The organism is Oceanobacter sp. ABM4_470, assembly GCF_056158645.1.
The window spans coordinates 1,271,583-1,292,083 of record NZ_JBSWTR010000001.1 but is presented as its reverse complement, the minus strand read 5'-3'; the positions used below and the strand labels follow the sequence as shown (position 1 = coordinate 1,292,083).

The 20,501-nt window shown below is 53.8% G+C and carries 17 protein-coding genes; 11 read left to right on the top strand and 6 right to left on the bottom strand.

The window, feature by feature from the left end:
* The 5 genes from cyoB to ACXADJ_RS05695 all read left to right on the top strand — a co-directional run bounded on the left by cyoB (position 1) and on the right by ACXADJ_RS05695 (position 4,721).
* Positions 1–1,986: a cytochrome o ubiquinol oxidase subunit I gene (gene cyoB / locus ACXADJ_RS05715; protein WP_475063963.1), complete on the top strand. Its 1,986-nt coding sequence runs from the start codon at positions 1–3 to the stop codon at positions 1,984–1,986.
* Between the two features lies 1 nt (position 1,987).
* The gene (gene cyoC, locus ACXADJ_RS05710; protein ID WP_051219196.1) at positions 1,988–2,596 is read left to right on the top strand and encodes a cytochrome o ubiquinol oxidase subunit III; all 609 of its coding nucleotides are present in this window, start codon (positions 1,988–1,990) and stop codon (positions 2,594–2,596) included.
* Between the two features lie 2 nt (positions 2,597–2,598).
* Positions 2,599–2,928, top strand: coding sequence for a cytochrome o ubiquinol oxidase subunit IV (cyoD, locus tag ACXADJ_RS05705; RefSeq protein ID WP_028293471.1), 330 nt, complete (start codon positions 2,599–2,601; stop codon positions 2,926–2,928).
* Between the two features lie 11 nt (positions 2,929–2,939).
* The gene (gene cyoE / locus ACXADJ_RS05700) at positions 2,940–3,866 is read left to right on the top strand and encodes a heme o synthase (RefSeq protein ID WP_051219194.1); all 927 of its coding nucleotides are present in this window, start codon (positions 2,940–2,942) and stop codon (positions 3,864–3,866) included.
* A gap of 147 nt (positions 3,867–4,013) precedes the next feature.
* The gene (locus tag ACXADJ_RS05695; RefSeq protein WP_475063959.1) at positions 4,014–4,721 is read left to right on the top strand and encodes a hypothetical protein; all 708 of its coding nucleotides are present in this window, start codon (positions 4,014–4,016) and stop codon (positions 4,719–4,721) included.
* Between the two features lie 233 nt (positions 4,722–4,954).
* Here ACXADJ_RS05695 and ACXADJ_RS05690 read toward each other — a convergent pair whose 3' ends face one another.
* The 4 genes from ACXADJ_RS05690 to ACXADJ_RS05675 form a co-directional block, all read right to left on the bottom strand.
* Positions 4,955–5,755, bottom strand: coding sequence for an arylamine N-acetyltransferase family protein (locus ACXADJ_RS05690; RefSeq protein ID WP_475063957.1), 801 nt, complete (start codon positions 5,753–5,755; stop codon positions 4,955–4,957).
* Between the two features lie 463 nt (positions 5,756–6,218).
* Positions 6,219–6,728 carry an Lcl C-terminal domain-containing protein gene (locus tag ACXADJ_RS05685; RefSeq protein ID WP_475063955.1) on the bottom strand — a complete coding sequence of 170 codons (510 nt, stop codon included), beginning with the start codon at positions 6,726–6,728 and terminating at the stop codon, positions 6,219–6,221.
* 170 nt (positions 6,729–6,898) lie between these two features.
* A complete protein-coding gene (locus ACXADJ_RS05680; RefSeq protein WP_475063953.1) occupies positions 6,899–8,215 on the bottom strand; it encodes an Lcl C-terminal domain-containing protein in 1,317 nt (438 codons plus the stop codon).
* A gap of 273 nt (positions 8,216–8,488) precedes the next feature.
* Positions 8,489–10,666, bottom strand: coding sequence for a malate synthase G (locus ACXADJ_RS05675; protein ID WP_475063951.1), 2,178 nt, complete (start codon positions 10,664–10,666; stop codon positions 8,489–8,491).
* Between the two features lie 308 nt (positions 10,667–10,974).
* On the opposite strand from ACXADJ_RS05675, the gene ACXADJ_RS05670 reads away from it, so the two are divergent.
* Complete coding sequence (locus ACXADJ_RS05670) at positions 10,975–11,181, top strand: hypothetical protein (protein WP_475063949.1); 207 nt, start codon at positions 10,975–10,977, stop codon at positions 11,179–11,181.
* Positions 11,182–11,383: 202 nt separating this feature from the next.
* Entirely contained in the window at positions 11,384–12,322 is a 939-nt protein-coding gene (locus tag ACXADJ_RS05665; protein ID WP_475063946.1) for a nucleoside recognition family protein, read from the top strand.
* A gap of 113 nt (positions 12,323–12,435) precedes the next feature.
* Here ACXADJ_RS05665 and ACXADJ_RS05660 read toward each other — a convergent pair whose 3' ends face one another.
* The gene (locus ACXADJ_RS05660; RefSeq protein ID WP_475063944.1) at positions 12,436–15,348 is read right to left on the bottom strand and encodes a hypothetical protein; all 2,913 of its coding nucleotides are present in this window, start codon (positions 15,346–15,348) and stop codon (positions 12,436–12,438) included.
* A gap of 216 nt (positions 15,349–15,564) precedes the next feature.
* Here ACXADJ_RS05660 and ACXADJ_RS05655 point away from each other — a divergent pair, with 216 nt between their 5' ends.
* Together ACXADJ_RS05655 and ACXADJ_RS05650 are read left to right on the top strand one after the other, a co-directional pair.
* Positions 15,565–16,398 (top strand): 6-carboxytetrahydropterin synthase, encoded by an 834-nt coding sequence (locus ACXADJ_RS05655; protein WP_475063942.1) that lies wholly within the window; start codon positions 15,565–15,567, stop codon positions 16,396–16,398.
* Between the two features lie 39 nt (positions 16,399–16,437).
* Positions 16,438–16,794 carry a RidA family protein gene (locus ACXADJ_RS05650; protein ID WP_475063939.1) on the top strand — a complete coding sequence of 119 codons (357 nt, stop codon included), beginning with the start codon at positions 16,438–16,440 and terminating at the stop codon, positions 16,792–16,794.
* Positions 16,795–16,839: 45 nt separating this feature from the next.
* On the opposite strand, the gene ACXADJ_RS05645 is transcribed toward ACXADJ_RS05650, so the two are convergent.
* Positions 16,840–17,457 carry a DedA family protein gene (locus ACXADJ_RS05645; RefSeq protein WP_475063937.1) on the bottom strand — a complete coding sequence of 206 codons (618 nt, stop codon included), beginning with the start codon at positions 17,455–17,457 and terminating at the stop codon, positions 16,840–16,842.
* Between the two features lie 262 nt (positions 17,458–17,719).
* Between ACXADJ_RS05645 and purB the strand changes: the two genes are divergently transcribed.
* Together purB and ACXADJ_RS05635 are read left to right on the top strand one after the other, a co-directional pair.
* On the top strand, positions 17,720–19,084 hold the full coding sequence (gene purB / locus ACXADJ_RS05640; protein ID WP_475063935.1) for an adenylosuccinate lyase: 1,365 nt from the start codon (positions 17,720–17,722) through the stop codon (positions 19,082–19,084).
* A 240-nt stretch (positions 19,085–19,324) separates the two neighbouring features.
* Positions 19,325–20,482 carry a cupin domain-containing protein gene (locus ACXADJ_RS05635; protein ID WP_475063933.1) on the top strand — a complete coding sequence of 386 codons (1,158 nt, stop codon included), beginning with the start codon at positions 19,325–19,327 and terminating at the stop codon, positions 20,480–20,482.
* The last annotated feature ends 19 nt before the right edge of the window (positions 20,483–20,501 follow it).

Genomic DNA, 20,501 nt, shown 5'->3' with positions numbered 1-20,501 from the left:
ATGCTGGGTAAGCTTTCCCTCGACGCCATCCCGCACGATCCTATTGTTATCGCGACTCTGATTGTCGTAGCAATTGGTGGTCTGGCACTGGCTGTCGCCCTAACCAAATACCAGAAGTGGATGTACCTCTGGAAAGAGTGGATCACTTCTGTTGACCACAAACGCCTTGGCGTTATGTACATCATTCTGGCCCTGATCATGATGATGCGTGGCTTTGCCGACGCCATCATGATGCGTACCCAATTGGCTGCCGCCACAAACGGCGGCGCTGGTTACCTGCCTCCTGAACACTACGACCAGATCTTCACCGCTCACGGTGTGATCATGATCATTTTCATGGCAATGCCATTCATGATCGGTCTGATGAACATCGTTCTGCCACTGCAAATTGGTGCACGTGACGTTGCCTTCCCATTCCTGAACAACCTGAGCTTCTGGCTGGCCGCTTCCGGTGCGATTCTGATGAACGTATCCCTGGGCCTGGGCGAATTCGCCAAGACCGGTTGGGTAGCTTATCCGCCGCTATCGGGGCTTCAGTACAGTCCGGGAGTCGGGGTCGACTACTACATTTGGGCACTGCAGATATCCGGTATTGGTACCACCCTGACCGGTGTTAACTTCCTGGCCACCGTTATCAAAATGCGTGCTCCAGGCATGAGCCTGTGGGATATGCCGATCTTCACCTGGACCTGTACCTGGGCCAACGTACTGATCGTTGCTTCCTTCCCTATTCTGACTGCTGCTCTGGGTATGCTGACCCTGGACCGCTACGCCGACTTCCATTTCTTCACCAATGATCTGGGCGGCAACTCCATGATGTACATCAACCTGTTCTGGGCCTGGGGTCACCCCGAGGTGTATATTCTGGTGCTACCGGCGTTCGGTATTTTCTCTGAGATTATTTCTACCTTCTCTCGCAAGCCATTGTTCGGCCACAAGTCGATGATTGTTGCCTCCGGCGCCATCTCGATTCTGGGCTTCATCGTTTGGCTGCACCACTTCTTCACCATGGGCTCCAGTGCCAACGTAAACGCCTTCTTCGGTGTGATGACCATGATCATCGCGGTACCGACCGGGGTTAAGTTGTTCAACTGGTTGTTCACCATGTACCGTGGTCGTGTTGAGTTCAGTGTTCCGGTTATGTGGACCCTGGGCTTCATGGTGACCTTCTCTATCGGTGGTATGACCGGCGTTCTGCTGGCGATCCCGGGTGCTGACTACATCCTGCACAACTCCCTGTTCCTGATTGCTCACTTCCACAACACCATTATTGGTGGTGCGGTATTCGGCTACCTGGCGGGCTTCGCCTTCTGGTTCCCGAAAGCCATGGGCTTCAAGCTGGACGTTAAATGGGGCAAGCGCGCTTTCTGGGGCTGGCAGATTGGTTTCTTCTTCGCCTTTATGCCGCTGTACGTACTGGGCTTCCTGGGCATGACCCGTCGTCTGAACCACACTGACAACCCGGATTGGAACATCTGGCTGTACATTGCTGCGTTCGGTGCCTTCATCATTGCCTTCGGTATCCTGTCTCAGCTGATCCAACTGTTCGTCAGCTTCAAGAACCGCGAGCAGCTGAAAGACACCACTGGCGACCCATGGGGCGGCCGTACTCTGGAATGGTCCACCATGTCTCCTCCACAGTTCTACAACTTCGCTGTAGAGCCAGATGGTAAAGGCGTTGACTGCTTCCACGCTGCCAAGCAAAACGGCACCGCGTACCAGCGTCCTGAGAAATACGCTCCGATCCACATGCCTAAGAACACGCCAGATGGTTTCCTCATCGGTATGTTGCTGACTGCTTGCGGTTTCGGTCTGATCTGGCACATCTGGTGGCTGGTTATTGTGACCTTCATCGCCACCATCGCTGTGGGCATCAAGCGTTGCTACGACAACGATGTTGACTACTACGTACAGCCAGAAGAAATCGAGAAAATCGAGGGCGAGCACCACGCTGCCTTGCAGAAGCAAGCGGAAATGAGGGCTTGAGATGACTGCTATGACTAACTCTCACGATGCTCACGACGAGCATCACCACCACGATACCAGTAAAACCACGCTGTTCGGTTTCTGGATCTACCTGATGACCGACTGTCTGTTGTTCGCATCGGTATTCGCCACTTACGCCGTGTTGTTCATGAACACGGCTGGCGGCCCAAGCGGCGCAGACATCTTTGAACTGGAACTGGTGGCCTGGGAAACCGCGGCTCTGCTGGTTTCCAGTATTACCTACGGCTTCGCCATGCTGGCAGCCTACAAGGGTAACAAGGGCTCCACGCTGAAATGGCTGGGTGTGACCTTCCTGATGGGTGTGGCGTTTATCTCCATGGAGATTTACGAATTCCATCACCTGATCACCCATGACTTCGGTCCTGATCGCAGCGCCTTCCTGTCCGCGTTCTTCGCACTGGTTGGTATGCACGGCCTGCACGTAACTGCCGGTCTGATCTGGATGATCATCCTGATGCTGGAAGTGAAAAACCGTGGTCTGGAAAAGCGTACCCAGACTCGTCTGGCTTGCCTGAGCATGTTCTGGCACTTCCTGGACGTGGTTTGGATCTGTGTATTCACCGTTGTATATCTGATGGGGAGCGTTTGATTATGAGTAATCATCACGACCACCACGAAGAAGGTCATGGTTCCTACTCTGACTACGTCATTGGCTTCGTACTGTCCGTTATCCTGACCGTGATTCCTTTCGGTCTGGTAATGACTGGCGCACTGGAGAAGAGCACCACTCTGATCACAGTGGTTGTATTCGCCATCGTTCAGATTGCGGTACACCTGAAGTACTTCCTGCACCTGAGCTTTAAAACAGAAGAAGGCGCCATCAACCTGATGACCTTCCTGTTCTCTGCTCTGATCATCGTCCTGGTTGTTGGCCTGTCCATCTGGATTATCTACGCCTCCAACTACATGATGATGATGTAAGGGAGTTGCCCATGAGTTCCGAAGCAACCTCTGTGTCACAACGTCTCAAGCGCCCTTTCAAGCGCTACCTGAGCGTGACCAAGCCGGGCATCATCATGGGCAACCTGATCGCCACTGCCGGGGGATTCTTCCTGGCGTCCCAGGGCAGCGTGGATTTCACGCTGTTCCTGGCCACGGTGATTGGCTTGTCTCTGGTGGTCGCCTCTGGCTGTGCCATCAACAACGGTATCGACCGTGACATCGACAGCCGCATGGAACGCACCCGCAATCGTGTAACGGTAACGGGCGAAATGTCACCACTGGCCGCAGTTAGTCACGGCATCGTGTTGGGAATCGCAGGCTTCGCTTTGCTGGCCTGGCAGACCAACCTGATGGCGGTACTGTTCGCTGCTTTCGGATTTGTGGTTTACGTAGGGTTTTACAGCCTTTGGCTGAAGCGCAGCTCGGTCTATGGCACCCTGGTGGGCAGCTTGTCTGGCGCCGTTCCCCCGGTAGTGGGTTACGTCGCAGTGACGGGCAGCTTTGACACCGGTGCAGCCATCTTGCTGACCATGTTCTGCCTGTGGCAAATGCCACACTCCTACGCCATCGCAATTTTCCGCTACGACGACTACGCAGCCGCCGGTATTCCGGTTCTGCCAGTTGCCAAAGGCGTATCGAAAGCCAAGCTGCACATTGTGCTGTACATCATCGCCTTTGCGCTGGTGACCGTACTGCTGACAGCAACCGGCTACGCAGGCTATGGCTTCCTGGCCGTTTCCTGTGCCACCAGCTTGTGGTGGTTGGGCATGGCCCTGAAAGGCTGGGGTCTGGAAGTGGACGATACTGGCTGGGCAAAGCAGGTGTTTATGGTTTCTATTGTGACCATTACTGCACTGAGCATTGCCATGAGCCTGGACTTCCACGGACCGGCACAGCAATGGATTTCACTGGGTTAACCGGTGAAAACGAAAAAGGCGGACACGATGTCCGCCTTTTTTATGCCTGAAGACCCATGGCAGCCGTAACAAGGCTGCCCAATTCTCAGTCCTGGGCTCACCAGATTCAGTTTCACTACTGCCACTACTATTTTTCGGAAATCCACGATGCCCAAAAAACTGTCAATCGCCGTTATCGCATTGATCGTTTACACGATACTTGGCAGCAATGACAATGGCTTAATGAGTATCCTTCTGCCGCTCGGACTGCTGGCAGGTGTCTTATGCAAATTAAAGGAGGCTCAATTCGTACTCAAGGGATTCGGGCATTTTTTTGTTCTGTTGCTTGGATATGCCGCAACTCTGGAAATGATCACACCAGAAGGAAGTGGTGTTAGTGCAAAACTCGAGGTCTATTCTCTTGAGCTTGGAACTGAGCCCTCTTTGGCGATAACAGCTGCCTTATTGGTTTTGTTCATGTTTTCCATTCATGGAGCCAAGGTGAATGAATTTTTCAGCAGGCAGATCGTCCCGCCATTCATCACTGCCAGGTTCAGCGGAAATACAGTGGCCTGCTATGGCGCATTTATTGTTTTTTCAACCTCTATCTACCAATCGTTTCAGGTCAAGTACGAAAATCTCCAAACTGCTGACTACGTAAACACGGTCAACGCCAGCATGAGCCTATTCATTGCCCATTACCGATTAAGCTCGGATGAGTACAGCAGGTTCGCCCTAACAATGATTGAACAAGACAAAGCGCATCTGGAAGGAATTAACCATATTCCAGCAGAGGCAAAGCAGGAGCTACAGGATGCCCTGCTTAAGATGGATGCAATACGAGGCGAGATAGAAAGACGCGATAACGGCGGCTAGGCCCTACCTACCGCGTGATAGGCCTTGCTTTAAGATGTTTTCAGGCGTCGGCCTATCTCCCGAGCGATGAAGCGAACGAGCCTGGCCAAGTTGAAAAATGCCCAAAACACCAATAGTGTATAAATAGCCAGCACCGATGTTTGTGAGCACTTTGGGGCAACTAACGATCAACTATTCGGCAGTTTGGCTACCTTGGCTCACAGCAACGCTCACCACAAGTGTCACCTCAACCCTTACCGAGCCAACACCAAACCCGGCAGGCCAAATTCCTTAGCCAGCATCTGGTCGTAATCGTCAGCACTAACGGTGCTTTGCGTAGTTTTGCCATTGGCGATGTGTTTCAGGCTGTCACCCAGCAGTACCTTACGACCTTCGGGCGTGAACAGTATCGCCAGCGGCTTTTGTACAAAGATAGCGTCCGGGTGGGTGGAATTCAGGTAGTTAGCCGGGGCAAAGTCGATCCATTCCGGTTGGTACAGGTCGAAGCCATATTGGTTGGCCCATTCTCCCCCCTCTTCAATCTGTCCCCCGACCAGGGCTTTCAACAAAAAGCCGTCGCCATCGCGTTCCAGCATATAGGTGTCGCTGTCTTGCTGGACTGGTTGATTGAGTTCGGCCAGATTCATGGGCGCTCGAATACCGTAGCTGCCAAAGCCGAGGTCGCATAGGTACTGCTCACCTTCGATGGTAACCACCAGCGCCATATGGGTTTTCGGGCGTTTGACCGGGTAAAACATCGGACGCGCGGCAACAAACTGGTATTCGATGCCCATGGCCGTTAGTGCCATGGCGAACAGACCATTTACTTCATAGCAGTACCCGCCACGACCCTGTCCGGAGAAAACGATTTTATTGACGATGTCTTCCGGCTCCATGGAGACAATTTTGCCCGCCTGCACGTCGAGATTTTCAAACGGTACAGTAAATAACTGCCGACGCATCATTTCAGCCACGCAGTCGATGGTGGCGCTGGGTTCTCCATCAAAACCGATGCGTTTGAGGTAGTCGTTCAGTACGAAATTTGAGGCCTGCATGGCTGTCTCCAAGTTGTGTTCCGGCCCAGCATGCTACGGCACCCCACACCAGCAACCAACCGGCATATCGGCAATCTGTTTTTCCGAGCAAGCGGCCTGATTCTCACCTCTGCGTATAGGCTGAAACTGGAATTCACTATCTTGGCCTGTCTCCACTCTCACCCGCCAGAACAAGCGCATGGCTACTTCATGTTTCAAGCATCAAGTCCCCAGCCCTATATCTCGAATCAGATGCTGTATAAATAACCAGTATTTTTAGCCCCCCCGAGAAATTGGGCATATATTCAGAAGACCTACCTGAAAACTGTTCGAAAAATGCTCTTTATTACGATATGAATCTGCCTTCACGCACTGCGCTTGCTGAATAAATACCTTGTTTGATCATCTTTTGAACAATCCTTGGGGAAATGACTAGCGGCGTAAAATCCTCACTGCACTGTATAAATATACAGGTTTGGTTATCCTACTGGCACGAGCTTTCGGCGTCGTAGCTGTAAGTGGTTCTAACCAGTCGCACCCTTAGCGCATCCGTTCTTGGCGCTGCGGCAATTGCCCCGGACGCCGAATCCAATGCCCAGCTAAAACCGTCCGCAGACGTTGTAACGCCCGCCTCCAGCTGCTCGCTGGTCAGCATGGCCGGGGTTGCCGTCCACCAGCGGTTTTCGGCGGTAAAGTCGGTTTGGTCGGTGAAAGCCTGCAAGGAGTAACTCGGGTTGATGCAGGCAGGCTCCGTCAACGCGTTCAATTCCTTAATGGATGGCAGACGCCAGTCGCTAAAACCATTCAAGCCCCCGGACACATTCAGTGACTCGACGTATTGCAGTGCTTGTTGCCAGTTCTTCAGCTCCACACTGCCAGTTTCACAACCACTGCCTGCCAGGCCCGCGTCACATGCTGCCCACATCAGGCCGGTACGCTGATCCACGACGTTACCGTTACACAGATTTTCCTGCTCGGTCGTTACACGCACCATGGTTGTCTCATCGAGGCATAGCTGGGCAGCTTGTACCGGAAGTGATGGTAAACAAAGCGACGCCACAAGCAGCGAGGTATTCGAAAGCCTGGTCTGCAGCAGTTTGGCCTGAAGGCGTAAACGACGTATAGAAATCGAAGTGTGGTGTGATGACGACATGATATGGCCCATTAGAGCGCCTCCCCTGATTCCGCCCCTGATTCCGCCCCTGATTCCACCGCAGGCGTCGCGACCATGCGAACTCGCTCCTCTCTGGTGGATAAAATCTGACTCAATGCGCCGGTGTCGAAATCTACCGCCCAAGGCCTGCCAGACACACCTCGATTCATGGTCCAGTAATGCTTGGACGCCGTATTGGGGAAGTAATCCTCGTTAATCACAGGGCGGGTAACCCCATAGTCGACCAGGCCCACCAGCTCCCGCCGACTGGGTACTCGCCAGTTATTAAAACCACAAACCTGATCCGTATTGAGCAGGGTCTGAAGCTCATCCCATGAGGAACCTACCACGTCGGTTCCAGCGCCTCCGCCCCATTGATAAGAATTGGAATCCTTGTCCCGCAAGCCGCCGTCGCGGGTTTTAATCTCCCACACCAGCCCGGTCAATTCGTCTTTTACGCACGCCCACTCCGAGGCTCCGGCAGTCAATGCATTGCCGCTGTTGTCCAGTTTGGTGAAACGTGAGCTGGCCGACAGCCCTTCGCCAGCGCGATAACAATCCTGATAAGTGATGGTTTCGCCGGTGCAATCGCTGTTGATGCCCGTCGGATAGTTAGCGCCACGCGTAACGCCGGATGCCGCTATGCCTTCGGCCGCTGTCACCGCTTCGGCTTCTGGCACCACGTAGATGGTGCTCACGGTAGATGTTACGCCGTCAGAGGTTTCCGTGAGCGTAAAGCGATATTCTGTTCGGGCATCAACCACCGGACTGATGAAAGACGCCAATGCGGTTTGCGCCCCCGATATTTCAACCAGGCTACCTGACGTTAAAAACCAGTGATAGGCAATGCTGTCGTCCGCTGTGTTGGCTTGCAGGTAAACGCGATAATTTGATTCAACGGTGGCGGTGGAGCCCGCCAGAACGGTAATTTCAGGGTAATTGCCCGGCGCCGGATTTACATCTGGCTCGGGTTCGGTAACGGGGTCTGTCTCGACATCGGTGTCTGAGCCGCTATCCGTATCTGAGTCGCTGTTATCAGTACCAGTATCGGTATTAGGATCAGCCGCGTCGGTATCACCAGAATCCGAGCCACTGTCGGTATCGCCACCGGTATCTGTCCCAGCGCCATTATCTGTGCCGGTATCTGTTTCCGAACCGCTGTCTGTTTCAGTGTCGGAATCAGACCCTGTCTGTTCGGTCGCATTTCCATCGCCGTCTGCGGAATCCCGATGAGGGGTTTCACCACCGCACCCCACCAAAACCAGCGCCAAAACACTACTGGTGAATACTGCGAGCCAGGGTTTGCATTCCTCTCGGGACTTGAGCACGGGAAAACCTCCTTGTTCGGACTACTGCCCGTGTTTCCGCTGATAGTCTTATACAGTAAAGAAGTCGTTACTGATCAGCAATTCAACAGCCCATTACAAACTCGCCATTGATGTAATTTGGCCCAAAAACACGTAAATACTGATGCATCGCATTGCCACATCTCGATTTGAAATGGCATTCATTAAAAAACCCCGACCAGCTTTCACTGACCGGGGTTTTGAGTGTTCAGGGTTACGGGAAGATCACCCTCCCCTGCAACAGCTTAAAGTGACTTACTGAGCCGCTTTGAACTTCAGGCGGTAAGCGTGCAGCAGTGGCTCGGTGTAACCACTTGGCTGCTCTTTACCCTTGAAGATCAGGTCAGAGGCAGCTTTGAAAGCAATGCCGTCAAAGCCTGGAGCCATGTTGAGGTACGCAGCATCACCGGCGTTCTGGCCATCTACAACAGCGGCCATGCGCTTGAGGCTATCTTCTACCTGTTCACGGGTACAGATGCCGTGCTCCAGCCAGTTAGCGACGTGCTGGGAAGAAATACGCAAGGTCGCGCGGTCTTCCATCAAGCCAACGTTGTTGATGTCTGGCACTTTGGAACAACCAACGCCCTGGTCAATCCAGCGAACAACGTAACCCAGGATGCCCTGACAGTTGTTGTCGATTTCACGCTGAATTTGCTCTTCGGTCAGCGCCGCTTTCTGCTCTTCAGTCATCAACGGGATGGTCAGAATGTCGTCGACAGAGGCAAACTGACGTTGTTTCAGCTCTTCCTGTACGGCAAACACGTTTACCTGATGGTAATGCAATGCGTGCAAGGTAGCGGCGGTTGGTGATGGAACCCAAGCTGTATTCGCACCGGCTTTCGGATGGCCGATTTTCTGCTCCATCATCTGGCCCATTTCATCCGGAATTGGCCACATGCCCTTACCGATCTGGGAGCGACCTTGCAGGCCGTATTTCAGACCGGTGTCGACGTTCCAGTTTTCATAGCTGTTAATCCACAGCTGTTGCTTCATGATGGTTTTTGGTACGAAAGGACCCGCCAGCATGGAGGTATGAATTTCGTCACCCGTGCGATCCAGGAAGCCGGTGTTGATAAATACAACGCGATCTTTCGCAGCTTCGATACAACGGCCCAGGTTCACGGTGGTACGACGTTCTTCGTCCATAATGCCCATCTTCATGGTGAAGCGTGGCAGACCCAGAGCGTCTTCTACGCGGCCAAACAGTTCGTTGGCGAAAGCCACTTCTTCAGGACCGTGCATTTTTGGCTTAACGATGTTCACAGAACCGGTGGTACTGTTCTTGAATGGCGCGTTGCCTTTCAGGTCGTGCATGGCACACAACGTGGTTACCATGGCGTCCATGATGCCTTCTGGTACTTCGTTGCCGTTGGCGTCCAGCATTGCCGGGTTAGTCATCAGGTGACCAACATTACGGATGAACAGCATGGAGCGGCCTTTCAGCTTCACGGTTTCGCCGTACAAGCCGGTGTATTCACGATCCGGGGTCATGGTGCGGGTGAAGGTTTGACCGCCTTTGGTCACGGATTCTTGCAGGTCGCCACGCATCAGGCCCAGCCAGTTGCTGTAGGTAATGACCTTGTCTTCAGCGTCTACGGCAGCAACGGAGTCTTCACAGTCCATAATGGTGGTCAGTGCCGACTCAACCAGAATATCTTTGATACCTGCCGGGTCGGTTGCACCAATTTGCGAGCTGGCATCAACCTGAACTTCCAGGTGCAAGCCATTGTTTTGCAACAAGATAGCCGTCGGAGCTTCCGCTTCGCCGTTGTAGCCTTTCAGTTGTTCCTGATTGGCCAGGCCGGTGGTCGAGCCATCTTGCAGGGTGACAACCAATGCACCGCTGGCAATGCTGTAGCCAGTGCTGTCGGCATGGGAGCCAGCTGCCAATGGAGCAGCCTGATCCAATACGTCACGAGCGTAGGCGATCACCTTGGCACCACGGGCCGGGTTGTATTCCCTGGTCTTTTCCGCACCACCGTCTTCAGACAGTACGTTGGTACCATACAGAGCGTCGTACAAAGAACCCCAGCGCGCATTGGCGGCGTTCAATGCAAAGCGTGCATTCATTACCGGAACCACCAGCTGTGGACCGGCCATGGTACCGATTTCAGGCTCTACGTTTTCAGTCGTGGCCTGGAAATCGTCGGCTTGTGGCAACAGGTAGCCAATTTCTTGCAGGAACGCCTTGTACTCGTCTGCATTGTGCGCAGTGCCTTTACGCTCGGTGTGGTAGGCATCGATTTTGGCTTGCAGGTCGTCACGCTTTTCCAGCAAGGCACGGTTTTTCGGGGCCAGCTCGTTGACGATGGTGTCGAATTCAGCCCAGAAGACATCGGCGTTTACGCCAGTGCCGGGAATTGCCTTTTCATTTACGAAGTCATACAGGGCTTGGGCGATTTGAATGCCACCCTTCTGAACGTATCCAGTCATCTTGGGCCTCTCGTGGTTGGGAACGGTAAAAATACTTATTGGTCAGCCGTTCCAATTGTCTCTTCCAGGAGCACTGTTTCTGACAGCTCTAACCTGTTCTTGGTGCACCGAGTATAGCCGCCACTCAGAGCGCCAAGTAACCGGCATACAAACGATACTTGCCATTCAGGAAATAAATGCCTACCAAAGTACTGATCATCATTTATTCGCCATTCACTCCGCCCAACTAAATATTTCAATCCACAGGCTTGACCATACCTATACAACACCTATACATTGAACAGGTAAGTTGAGTAGGAGATCGAATTATGGCGCGTAAACAGCAACCCAAAGCCGACGCTCGACAAAAGCAGCTGGAACAAGATATCGCTGCCTTCCTTGCCAGTGGCGGCAAGATTCAGCATATAGAGATCGGCTGTAGCGGTGAAAATCCCTGGATTCCGGAGAACCAGCACAACCCCTGTACTCGGGTAGTACTGGCCAACCGAATCGCCCCCGGTTTCACCTTGCAATAAAGATTTCACAGGGCTCACCTATCGCTCTGCGTACCCTCACCCCCTTGGCGGCTTGCTTCGCCCTGGCGCAAGCCGCCCTTTTTAACTTCTTCAAGTCCGCCATTCGGTCCATGCGTTTGCCCATGATTGCATCCCCTACCTAACGCTGATTCGGCAGACCTTTTGTTTTTGTTACCCTGTGGCGTCACACAAGGAACCTTTCATGGACGCTATAGCCAGCACACTGCTTTCTTCCGGCCGGGCCGCCGTCGACCTGGCCCTGTTTGTTCTTCTACCCATCATGATCGTCATGCTCAGCATCATGCGCTGGCTGGAGTGGATTGGTTGGCTGCCCAAAATTGTTGCGGCGGTTGCCCCGCTGCTGCGTCCACTGGGCCTGACCGGGCTTGGGGTGTTTGCGCTTCTACAGGTCATGTTGGTGAGTTTCGCCGCTCCGATTGCCACACTGGCGTTAATGGCCAGAAACGGCACCTCTTCGCGTCATATTGCCGCAACCCTGGCGATGGTACTGGCTATGGCTCAAGCCAATGTGGTGTTCCCGATGGCTGCTGTGGGCCTACAAATTTTGCCGACCATGTTGATTGCCTTGTCGGGTGGCTTATTAGCTGCCGCGGTTACTTTTTACGTCACAGGACGAACGCTCAGCAGTACCGAAACGGAGGCCGATGAGCCCATAGAACTGGATGCGGAAGGCAAAGGTAATTTGCTGGATGTGATTCGCCATGCAGGCAAAGATGCCTGGAATATTGCCATTGGTGCACTGCCACTGCTGGTGGTATCGATTGTGGCGGTTAACCTGATTCGTCTGACCGGGGTGATTGGCTGGTTGGAAGTTAACCTGGCCTTTTTGTTTGAATATTTGGGCTACCCAACCCAAACGCTGCTGCTGGCCATCACCAAGTACATTGCTGGAGGCACAGCCATGATGGGGATTGCGGTTGAGCAATTTCAGGCCGGTGCGTTGTCATCGCAACAAATCAATCTGCTGGCGGGGCTGTTGCTTTGTCCTCTGGACGTGGCGGGTGTGGCTATTCTGGCGGCCGCAGGCAAGCGTGTTGGCGGCGTTGTTAAACCGGCTGTGCTAGGCGCTATGGTGGGCATTGCCTGGCGTATTGGCTTACATGCCTGGCTGTTTATGTAAGCTTCTCTCTGCTCCTGCTCCAAACAAAAGCGCCCAAACAAAAGCACCCAAACAAAAACGCCCGCGTGAAAGCGGGCGTTTTTGTTTTACCGAAACCTTATGGCAGGCATTGCTTACTGCAAGGTTTCGAAGGTGCCGTCGATGTAGCGCACGATCCAGGTGCCGTTTTCTTTCGATACGGAACCGTAAATCACATCACGGTAGTTGAGGTAGAAGGTCGCAGTGTCCAGATCAAACGCCGCGTTATCGTCTGCAGTGTTCGACGTAACACAACGCTGGTAGTTGCCTTCGTTATCAACGTAGTAAGTGTACGGCAGCGGATCAATGTCCTTGATCTGGCTTACGTAAGCCGTCAGCGTGCTATCGTGGGTTTCAGTGGTGCCATCGGCCCAGGTCAGGCTTGCGCCATCCTTGTACACTGACAAGGAACCGACAGTGTCGAACTCGTAGCTGGTGCTGTAGCTCAGGCGGATACGGTCCACGTAAGAGCCGTAACCGATATTGATATTGCCACTGCTGCTGGTGCTGCTGTAATCGTGAGACAACGCAGCCGTCACCGAGTAGGTATCGCTGGTTGGAGCACTGATGTAGGAGTCGAACAAGGTATCCGGCTCACCGTCCAGATTGATCATGGTGCGGAAGCGCAAGCCATTCAGGCCAAGTACCAGCTCGTCGTACAAGGTGCCGTCGAAGCTATCACCCTCTTCGGTCAGTGTATCCAGCACCAGACAAGAACCGGTGTCGCCGGTTACCGCTGGCCATTCAACAAAATAGGTACCGCGGCCGTCCACCTCAATGCGAGACAACAAACCATCAGCCCACAGGTCGTTGGTGAATTCTTCGAAGGTGGTTTCACCGTAGTAGCGATCTTTTGGCTCACAGCTGGACACTTCCCAGTCAGAGTCGCCCTCAACCAGGTAGCACTCTTCAGTGTCGTAGGTGTAAAGCAGCTCGTCGGTGTCGTCATCGTCGTCACGATCGTCTTCGTCTTCACGCTGGGTGTTGGGGTACAAGCGGTAGCGCACGGATTCACCCATCGGAATAATCAGATCCAGATACTCAACCTCATAACCTGAAACAGTTTGCGTGCCAGTGCGGTAAGTCACCAATGCAGTTTCTACACTGCCGCTCTGGTTATCGGTGCCGGAGTTTGGCGTGAAGAAACCATTGAACGATGCCCAGGTTTTGTCCGGGTAATACTCGGAGGCATTGGCAGCGGTGGCCGTAATGTCGATGTTGGTGTAGTCATCGTCGTCGTCATCGTCGTCGGTGCGCGCATCAGAAATACGGCCATCCAGTGCCACGGTGTCGATGTTAAAACGCAGTTCGGAGGTGCTGTCCTGAGGATCACGCACACCACGGTAGAACAGACGGAAGCTGCCATCTACCTGCAATTCATCGGCGGTGCCCAGAGTCGTCTGGTCGTAGAACTCAAAGTCACCCCAACGCAGTTCGTAACCCAGCACTTCGTTGGTTGCCGGATCATCCAGCAGTGACACTTCGTCGGTGAAGTACACACGCACAGCAGACGGCAGTTCGATGTCGTTGTCTTCATCGTCGTCTTCGTAGTAATGATCTACGTTGAAAATCAGATTACCCGACTGGTAAGAGCCAACAATCAGTACATCAATGGCGTGAGACTGGGTTGGTTCGTCCTCTTCATCGGTGGTGTTGGTATCAGCAACTCGCTGGGTCACCACAATGTCGCCGCCGTTCAGAGACAAACGACCACTTGAAATCTGGCTGTCGTCGTAATCCGTCAACCAGGTGTATTCGCTGTAGTCCGGGGTAGGACAGCCCACATTGATGTAACAGTCGGAGTAAAACTCGTAGGTCTGAATGTAAGCTGTCAGAATGGTGTTAAAGGCTTCTTCATTGTCGTCACCGACCTGTTTGATCATATCGACATAGGCGTCTACCTGTTCACGGTAGCCATCTTCAAAGAAGTTCTCGCCGTAGTCACGCAACACATCCAGGAACGCCTTGCTGCGCGCCAGACCAACGGTGAAGTCTTCGTAGTCATCGGTGCCGATCATGGACTCGATGGTATCCGGTACCGCAGTGGTCAGCGTTTCATCCGTCAGTGAAGCAATATCGGCATCAAAACCGGATATAACGGCATCAACGTAGGTTTGCGCGGTACTGTTGGTCACATCCAGTGCAGCCAGATTGTCACGAGCAGACTGGAACAGGTCTTTCAGATTCAGCGTCTGATCACCCGCCGCCTGCATCAGCTGACCAGAGTTAGCCACCAGCTCGGCACCAACGGTGTCGAACAGGGAGTCTGTTCCGGTCCAGGATTCTTCCAGATTAATCCAGGCAGCAACCAGAGCACCGTAACGGATGCGGTCGAGCATGGCGGTTTGGTCACCGGTGTAGTTGTCGATACTAGACAGGTCCGCAGGCTGGGTTACCTGTACATCATCCACACCGATGATTTTGGATACCTGATTGACCGACTGAAGCACAGACCAGGCCGAGTAATACCCCGTGGTTGACCACTCAGAGGTGGATTCAATGTACAGCAGACCGTAGCCCAGCGTTGCTGCCAGATCCGTGAACGGCGTAATCCGAATCACTTCGTCTTCGGCCAGATCGTAAGCCACTGAACGCCAGCGTTCGCCGGTCATTTCATAACGTTCACCAAAAGCGACGCTGTTGCCATCTTCGTCGGTACAGCCGTCAACCCACTGGCAACGCCAGGTGGTGCCGTCGTCGTCCAGTTCTTCATCGTAGGTTTTGCCAATCAGCGTGAACTGCTGGACTTCTTCAGCCGAGATAGTGATATCGACGGAATTATCATCGTCGGTATCGTATTCGGTGTAATCCAGAGTACCGGAGCTGGTGGTATCGACCTGGCCACCTTCGGTTACCGCGACAGACCAGATATAGGCATCCTGAAGACCACCCTGGGCAGCCCGAACATCCACCTTGACGGTATCGGAGTCACTACTGCCGGAAGAACAGCCAGCCAGGCCGGTTGCAATAAAAGCGGCTGCCACCAGCCCGCCAAAACGCTTGTGCATACGAACAACAATCCTGATTTGATTCGGTTTTGATGTGCCCAAAGGCACAAACCATACTTTTGGGCACACAAATGAGCGCCATAATAGCAGGCTTTGATCGACCCACCAGAGCAACAAGAGTTCAAAAGCGTCAGCAAATGGCAGAAAGTTTGGCTGCACCCGTGCCAATTGGAAATGCCTTGGTTAGAATGCGGCCCCGCTTTGAGGTATCCAAACATGCAGTTATTCGTCAATCAGCTCACCAATGTAGATTTCAGTTTTCTTGATGCCGAACGTGGCATGGTCGGAGAAACCTGGCTGGCGTCCGCGCTGCTGAATGGCACACTGGATGAACAAGGCATGGTGTGCGACTTTGGCGTGGTCAAGAAAACGCTGCGCAACTGGCTGGACGATGAGCTGGATCACCGCTTGCTGGTACCAACCCGGTCCGCCAATTTGACCATCGAATACAACGCCGAGCGTGTTCAACTGCAATGGCAATCCCAACGCGGCAGCATCGAGCTGGACTGTCCACTGGAAGCCGTTGCACTGGTGGATGCCGACGAAATCAATGACGCCACAGTATCGCGCTGGTGTATTGCCGAATTGGCAGAACATTTCCCGGTCAGTGTTGAACAACTACAGCTGACGTTTGAGCCGGAAGCCATTGACGCCGCTTTCTATCATTACAGCCACGGCCTGAAGAAGCACAACGGCAACTGCCAGCGTATTGCTCACGGACACCGCTCCCGTATCGAAATTTCCATCGACGAAGCCCGTTCTGCCGCTCTGGAAAGCGAATGGGCAGAACGCTGGCGCGACATTTACATCGGCACCGAATCCGATCTGATTGGCGAAACCGCCTCCCATTATGAATTTGCCTACACCGCGCCACAGGGCTACTTCAAACTAAAGATTGAAAAACAACACTGTTATCTGATGGATACAGAAACTACTGTTGAGCTGATTGCGACCCACCTGGCCAAAGTGATCAAGCACGAACTGCCAGACAACGCAGTTCAAGTGCGTGCTTTTGAAGGCCTGCACAAAGGCGCGGTCGCGTTTGCCTGATTTACAACACCGAACGAATTGTTTACCAAGGAATGTCTAATGCCATCCATTGAACGCATCCAGAGCACCGAGCGCATGAGCCGCATCGTCAAGCACAACGGTACTGTTTACCTGTGCGGCCAAACGGCGTGCCCGACTGACAAAGACTGGGGCATCAAGGAGCAAACCCAGGGCTGTCTCGACAAGATCGACGCCCTGCTGGAAGAAGCCGGCACTAGCCGTGAAAACCTGCTGTCGATCACCATCTATGTGCGCGACATGAAAGACTTCGCCGCAATGAACGAAGTGTATGACGCCTGGATTGCCAGTGTTGAGAAGCCAGCCCGCGCTTGTGTTGAAGCGCGCATGGCACGTCCACAGATTCTGGTCGAATTCAGCGTGACAGCAGCTTACTAAGCGCACCCAAACGCGAGAAACAAAAAAGCGGCTGAGGAGTGATCCTCAGCCGCTTTTTTGTTTACCCATGCTCAAAGCCAGACGCCAGACCAGCCCATCACGCCGGGCTTTCTTCCATATTCTTTTTGATCTTACGCTGCCCAAGCACGAACAAAACCAGAGCCACCGGCAACAGGAACCAGAGCCATTCGTGCATCTGGTCGGCATAACGACGCCCAGGAAGAAGGCCACGCCAAACAAACCCGCTGCCCACACAACAATGGACACCACATTGGCAATGGTAAACGTACTGCCCGGCACTTTAGCCAGTCCGCAGGCAATGTAGCCAAAGGTACGCAAACCCGGCATACAGCGGATCAAAGCCAATTGGTGCCAAGGCGCTTGTTGCAACGGCGCTACCTGGCGCTGGATCAGCGGATGTTCAAAACGTTTGTTCAACCACGGCCAGATCAATGCCCCACGACCTAGCAAGTACAAAGCCGAGTCGCCAATAAACATACCCAAACAGGTTGCTGCAAACGCCACTTCCGCAGGCAGCTGTCCACTGGCCGCCAGAATACCGGAGCCGATGATGGCGAGGTCTTCCAGCATAAAGGTAGACACAATCACCACCAGCACCAGCCACATGGGATCATGAGAGTAATTCAACAGAAAATCGGGCATCAGTTTCTAACCATCAGAATGAGGAGCGCTTCAAGCGCGGCGGCATAATACCATCATCGACCACCCGAAAAGGGTCAGGGTTGCAAAAAGTTCGCTGACCTTTCACGAAACGGATGAGAAAAAACTCAGATTCCGGTACACTTGCGCGCCTTTTTCGGGGCTCATCCTTGTGCGTCTGTAAAGCCGCGGTCAGAACACCGTCGGCACAGCCACCACAAGCGTCGCCCGTTCACTGATCTTTTGAATCCATCAGGAAACGTCTATGGAACTGTCTGCACTCTCTGCAATTTCTCCTATTGATGGCCGCTACGGCAGCAAAACCAAGGCCCTGCGCCCGGTATTTTCCGAGTTCGGCCTGATCCGCGCTCGCGTTGAAGTGGAAATTCGCTGGTTGCAGCGTCTGGCAGAGCACGAAGCTATCGCCGAAGTTCCAGCGTTCTCTGCCGAAGCCAACGCCCTACTGAACAGCATCGTTGATAACTTCAGCGAAGAACACGCCCAGCGCATCAAGGACATCGAAGCGACCACCAACCACGACGTAAAAGCGGTTGAGTACTTCATCAAGGAACAATTCGCCGACAACGCCGAACTGAACGCCGTTAACGAATTCGTTCACTTCGCCTGTACTTCCGAAGACATCAACAACCTGTCTCACGCCATCATGCTGCGCGACGGCCGCGAAGTGCTGCTGAACGACATGCAGACCATCGCTGACGAGATCCGCAAGCTGGCCCACGAGCACGCTGCCCTGCCAATGTTGTCCCGTACCCACGGTCAGACTGCATCTCCTACCACCCTGGGTAAGGAAATGGCCAACGTGGTTGCGCGCCTGGAGCGTCAAATCGCCCAGATCAAAGCGGTTGAGCTGCTGGGCAAGATTAACGGTGCGGTTGGTAACTACAACGCTCACCTGTCCGCCTACGCCGACGTTGACTGGCAGGCCAACGCAGAACAGTTCGTAACCTCTCTGGGCATCAAGTGGAACCCATACACTACCCAGATCGAGCCACACGACTATATCGCCGAGCTGTTCGATGCCATCGCCCGCTTCAACACCATCGTGATCGACTTCGACCGCGACATCTGGGCTTACATCTCCAACGGTTACTTCAAGCAGCGCACCATTGCTGGCGAAGTGGGTTCTTCCACCATGCCGCATAAGGTTAACCCGATCGACTTCGAAAACTCCGAAGGCAACCTGGGTCTGGCCAACGCTGTTTTCGGCCACATGGCCACCAAGCTGCCTATCTCCCGCTGGCAGCGCGACCTGACTGACTCCACCGTGCTGCGAAACATGGGTGTTGGTTGTGGTTACAGCATGATCGCTTACGCCGCCACTCTGAAAGGCATCAGCAAGCTGGAAGTGAACGCAGCCCGTCTGGCTGAAGATCTGGACAACGCCTGGGAAGTTCTGGCTGAGCCAATCCAGACCGTTATGCGTCGTTACGGCATTGAACAGCCGTACGAAAAGCTGAAAGCCTTCACCCGCGGCAAAGCCATCACTCAGGATGCCATGGGCGAATTCATTGCCAGCCTGGAACTGCCAGAGGCCGTGAAAGCCGAGCTGAACGCCATGACGCCAGCCGCTTACATCGGTAACGCAGAAGCTCAAGCCAAAGCGGTTTGATATTGAGCCAGTAACCTGGCCCTGCAAAAAAGCCCGGTTAAGCCGGGCTTTTTTGATCCTGGCAGATTGCACACATGGCCCAGCGTGTTAGCGTGCACAGCATTGCAGTCAAACTGGCGCGAGCAGCCAAAGCCTGCTTCGCCATCACAAACACTGAATTGTATTTTCATAATTTTTGGCTCCTGGTAGCGCCCTATAACGGCTACCGGGAAGCCACCATCACTGGAATGAGTCTGACCCATGCATATTCTTGGCGACTTGAGCATTGAAGAGTTTTTGCGCGATTACTGGCAAAAAAAGCCGGTTCTGATTCGCAACGCCTGGCCTGATTTCGAACCATTGCTGGCCGCCGACGAACTGGCTGGCCTGTCTCTGGAAGACGAAATCGAGTCCCGCATCGTGATTGAAGAAGGCCAGGACGGCCCATGGGACATCATGAAGGGACCGTTCAGCGAAGAAACCTATGGTCAGCTGCCAGAAGACAAGTGGACCCTGCTGGTTCAAGGCGTTGATCACTGGATTCCGGAAGCCGCCGACCTGCTGGAACACTTCCGCTTCCTGCCAACCTGGCGTATTGACGATCTGATGGTCTCCTACGCGGTCGATGGCGGCAGCGTTGGCCCTCACTACGATCAGTACGACGTCTTCCTGCTGCAAGCCGAAGGTCAGCGTGAGTGGCGCATTGGCCAAATGTGCAACGAACAGTCGTCGATTCTGAAAGGCCCTAAAATCCGTATTCTGGAAAGCTTCGAAGAAACCGACCGTTGGGTATTGAACCCAGGCGACATGTTATACCTGCCACCGCAACTGGCGCACTACGGTATCTCCCAAGGCGAATGCCAAACCTACTCCATCGGTTTCCGCGCGCCTTCGCAGGCGGAGCTGGCGCAATCCGCTCTCGATCGTGTACTGGAAACCAGCAACGAAGATCAGCGCTACGCCGACCCGGACTATCAGCCGTCCGAAGGCCCTGTTGGTGAAATCACCGACACCGCCAAGGCACGCCTGAAACAGCTGATTGAAGACGCCATGCTGAAGCCCGAATTACTGGGCGACATTCTTGGCAACCTGATGACAGAAGCCAAATACCCGGAACATCAGGCCGACGCACTGGACGAAGAAGAATGGGACCTGTGGCGTGCCCAGCATGGCTCCATGCCAGATTTGCGCCGCGCCGAACAAGCGCGCTTTGCGTTCCAGCAACTGGACGCCGGCCTTCGCTTCTACGCCCAAGGCAAAAGCTACGAGCTGGATGCCGAAGACGCCGACCTGGCCGCCCTGCTTTCAGCCAGCAACCAATACCCGGCGGCGACCATCGCAACGGTATCCTGCTCTGAGAAAGGCTATAACCTGCTCAGGTCACTGTGGCTGGCGCAGCTGATTTACGAACAGGAATAAGGCAACCGGCGGGATTGAA

Coding starts and splice junctions, on each gene's coding strand:
- cyoC (WP_051219196.1), top strand. CDS start 1,988: ATGACTGCTATGACTAACTCTCACGATGCTCACGACGAGCATCACCAC.
- ACXADJ_RS05635 (WP_475063933.1), top strand. CDS start 19,325: ATGCATATTCTTGGCGACTTGAGCATTGAAGAGTTTTTGCGCGATTAC.
- cyoB (WP_475063963.1), top strand. CDS start 1: ATGCTGGGTAAGCTTTCCCTCGACGCCATCCCGCACGATCCTATTGTT.
- ACXADJ_RS05695 (WP_475063959.1), top strand. CDS start 4,014: ATGCCCAAAAAACTGTCAATCGCCGTTATCGCATTGATCGTTTACACG.
- purB (WP_475063935.1), top strand. CDS start 17,720: ATGGAACTGTCTGCACTCTCTGCAATTTCTCCTATTGATGGCCGCTAC.
- ACXADJ_RS05655 (WP_475063942.1), top strand. CDS start 15,565: ATGCAGTTATTCGTCAATCAGCTCACCAATGTAGATTTCAGTTTTCTT.
- ACXADJ_RS05675 (WP_475063951.1), bottom strand. CDS start 10,666: ATGACTGGATACGTTCAGAAGGGTGGCATTCAAATCGCCCAAGCCCTG.
- cyoE (WP_051219194.1), top strand. CDS start 2,940: ATGAGTTCCGAAGCAACCTCTGTGTCACAACGTCTCAAGCGCCCTTTC.
- ACXADJ_RS05650 (WP_475063939.1), top strand. CDS start 16,438: ATGCCATCCATTGAACGCATCCAGAGCACCGAGCGCATGAGCCGCATC.
- ACXADJ_RS05685 (WP_475063955.1), bottom strand. CDS start 6,728: ATGGTGCGTGTAACGACCGAGCAGGAAAATCTGTGTAACGGTAACGTC.
- ACXADJ_RS05670 (WP_475063949.1), top strand. CDS start 10,975: ATGGCGCGTAAACAGCAACCCAAAGCCGACGCTCGACAAAAGCAGCTG.
- ACXADJ_RS05645 (WP_475063937.1), bottom strand. CDS start 17,457: ATGCCCGATTTTCTGTTGAATTACTCTCATGATCCCATGTGGCTGGTG.
- ACXADJ_RS05660 (WP_475063944.1), bottom strand. CDS start 15,348: ATGCACAAGCGTTTTGGCGGGCTGGTGGCAGCCGCTTTTATTGCAACC.
- cyoD (WP_028293471.1), top strand. CDS start 2,599: ATGAGTAATCATCACGACCACCACGAAGAAGGTCATGGTTCCTACTCT.
- ACXADJ_RS05690 (WP_475063957.1), bottom strand. CDS start 5,755: ATGCAGGCCTCAAATTTCGTACTGAACGACTACCTCAAACGCATCGGT.
- ACXADJ_RS05665 (WP_475063946.1), top strand. CDS start 11,384: ATGGACGCTATAGCCAGCACACTGCTTTCTTCCGGCCGGGCCGCCGTC.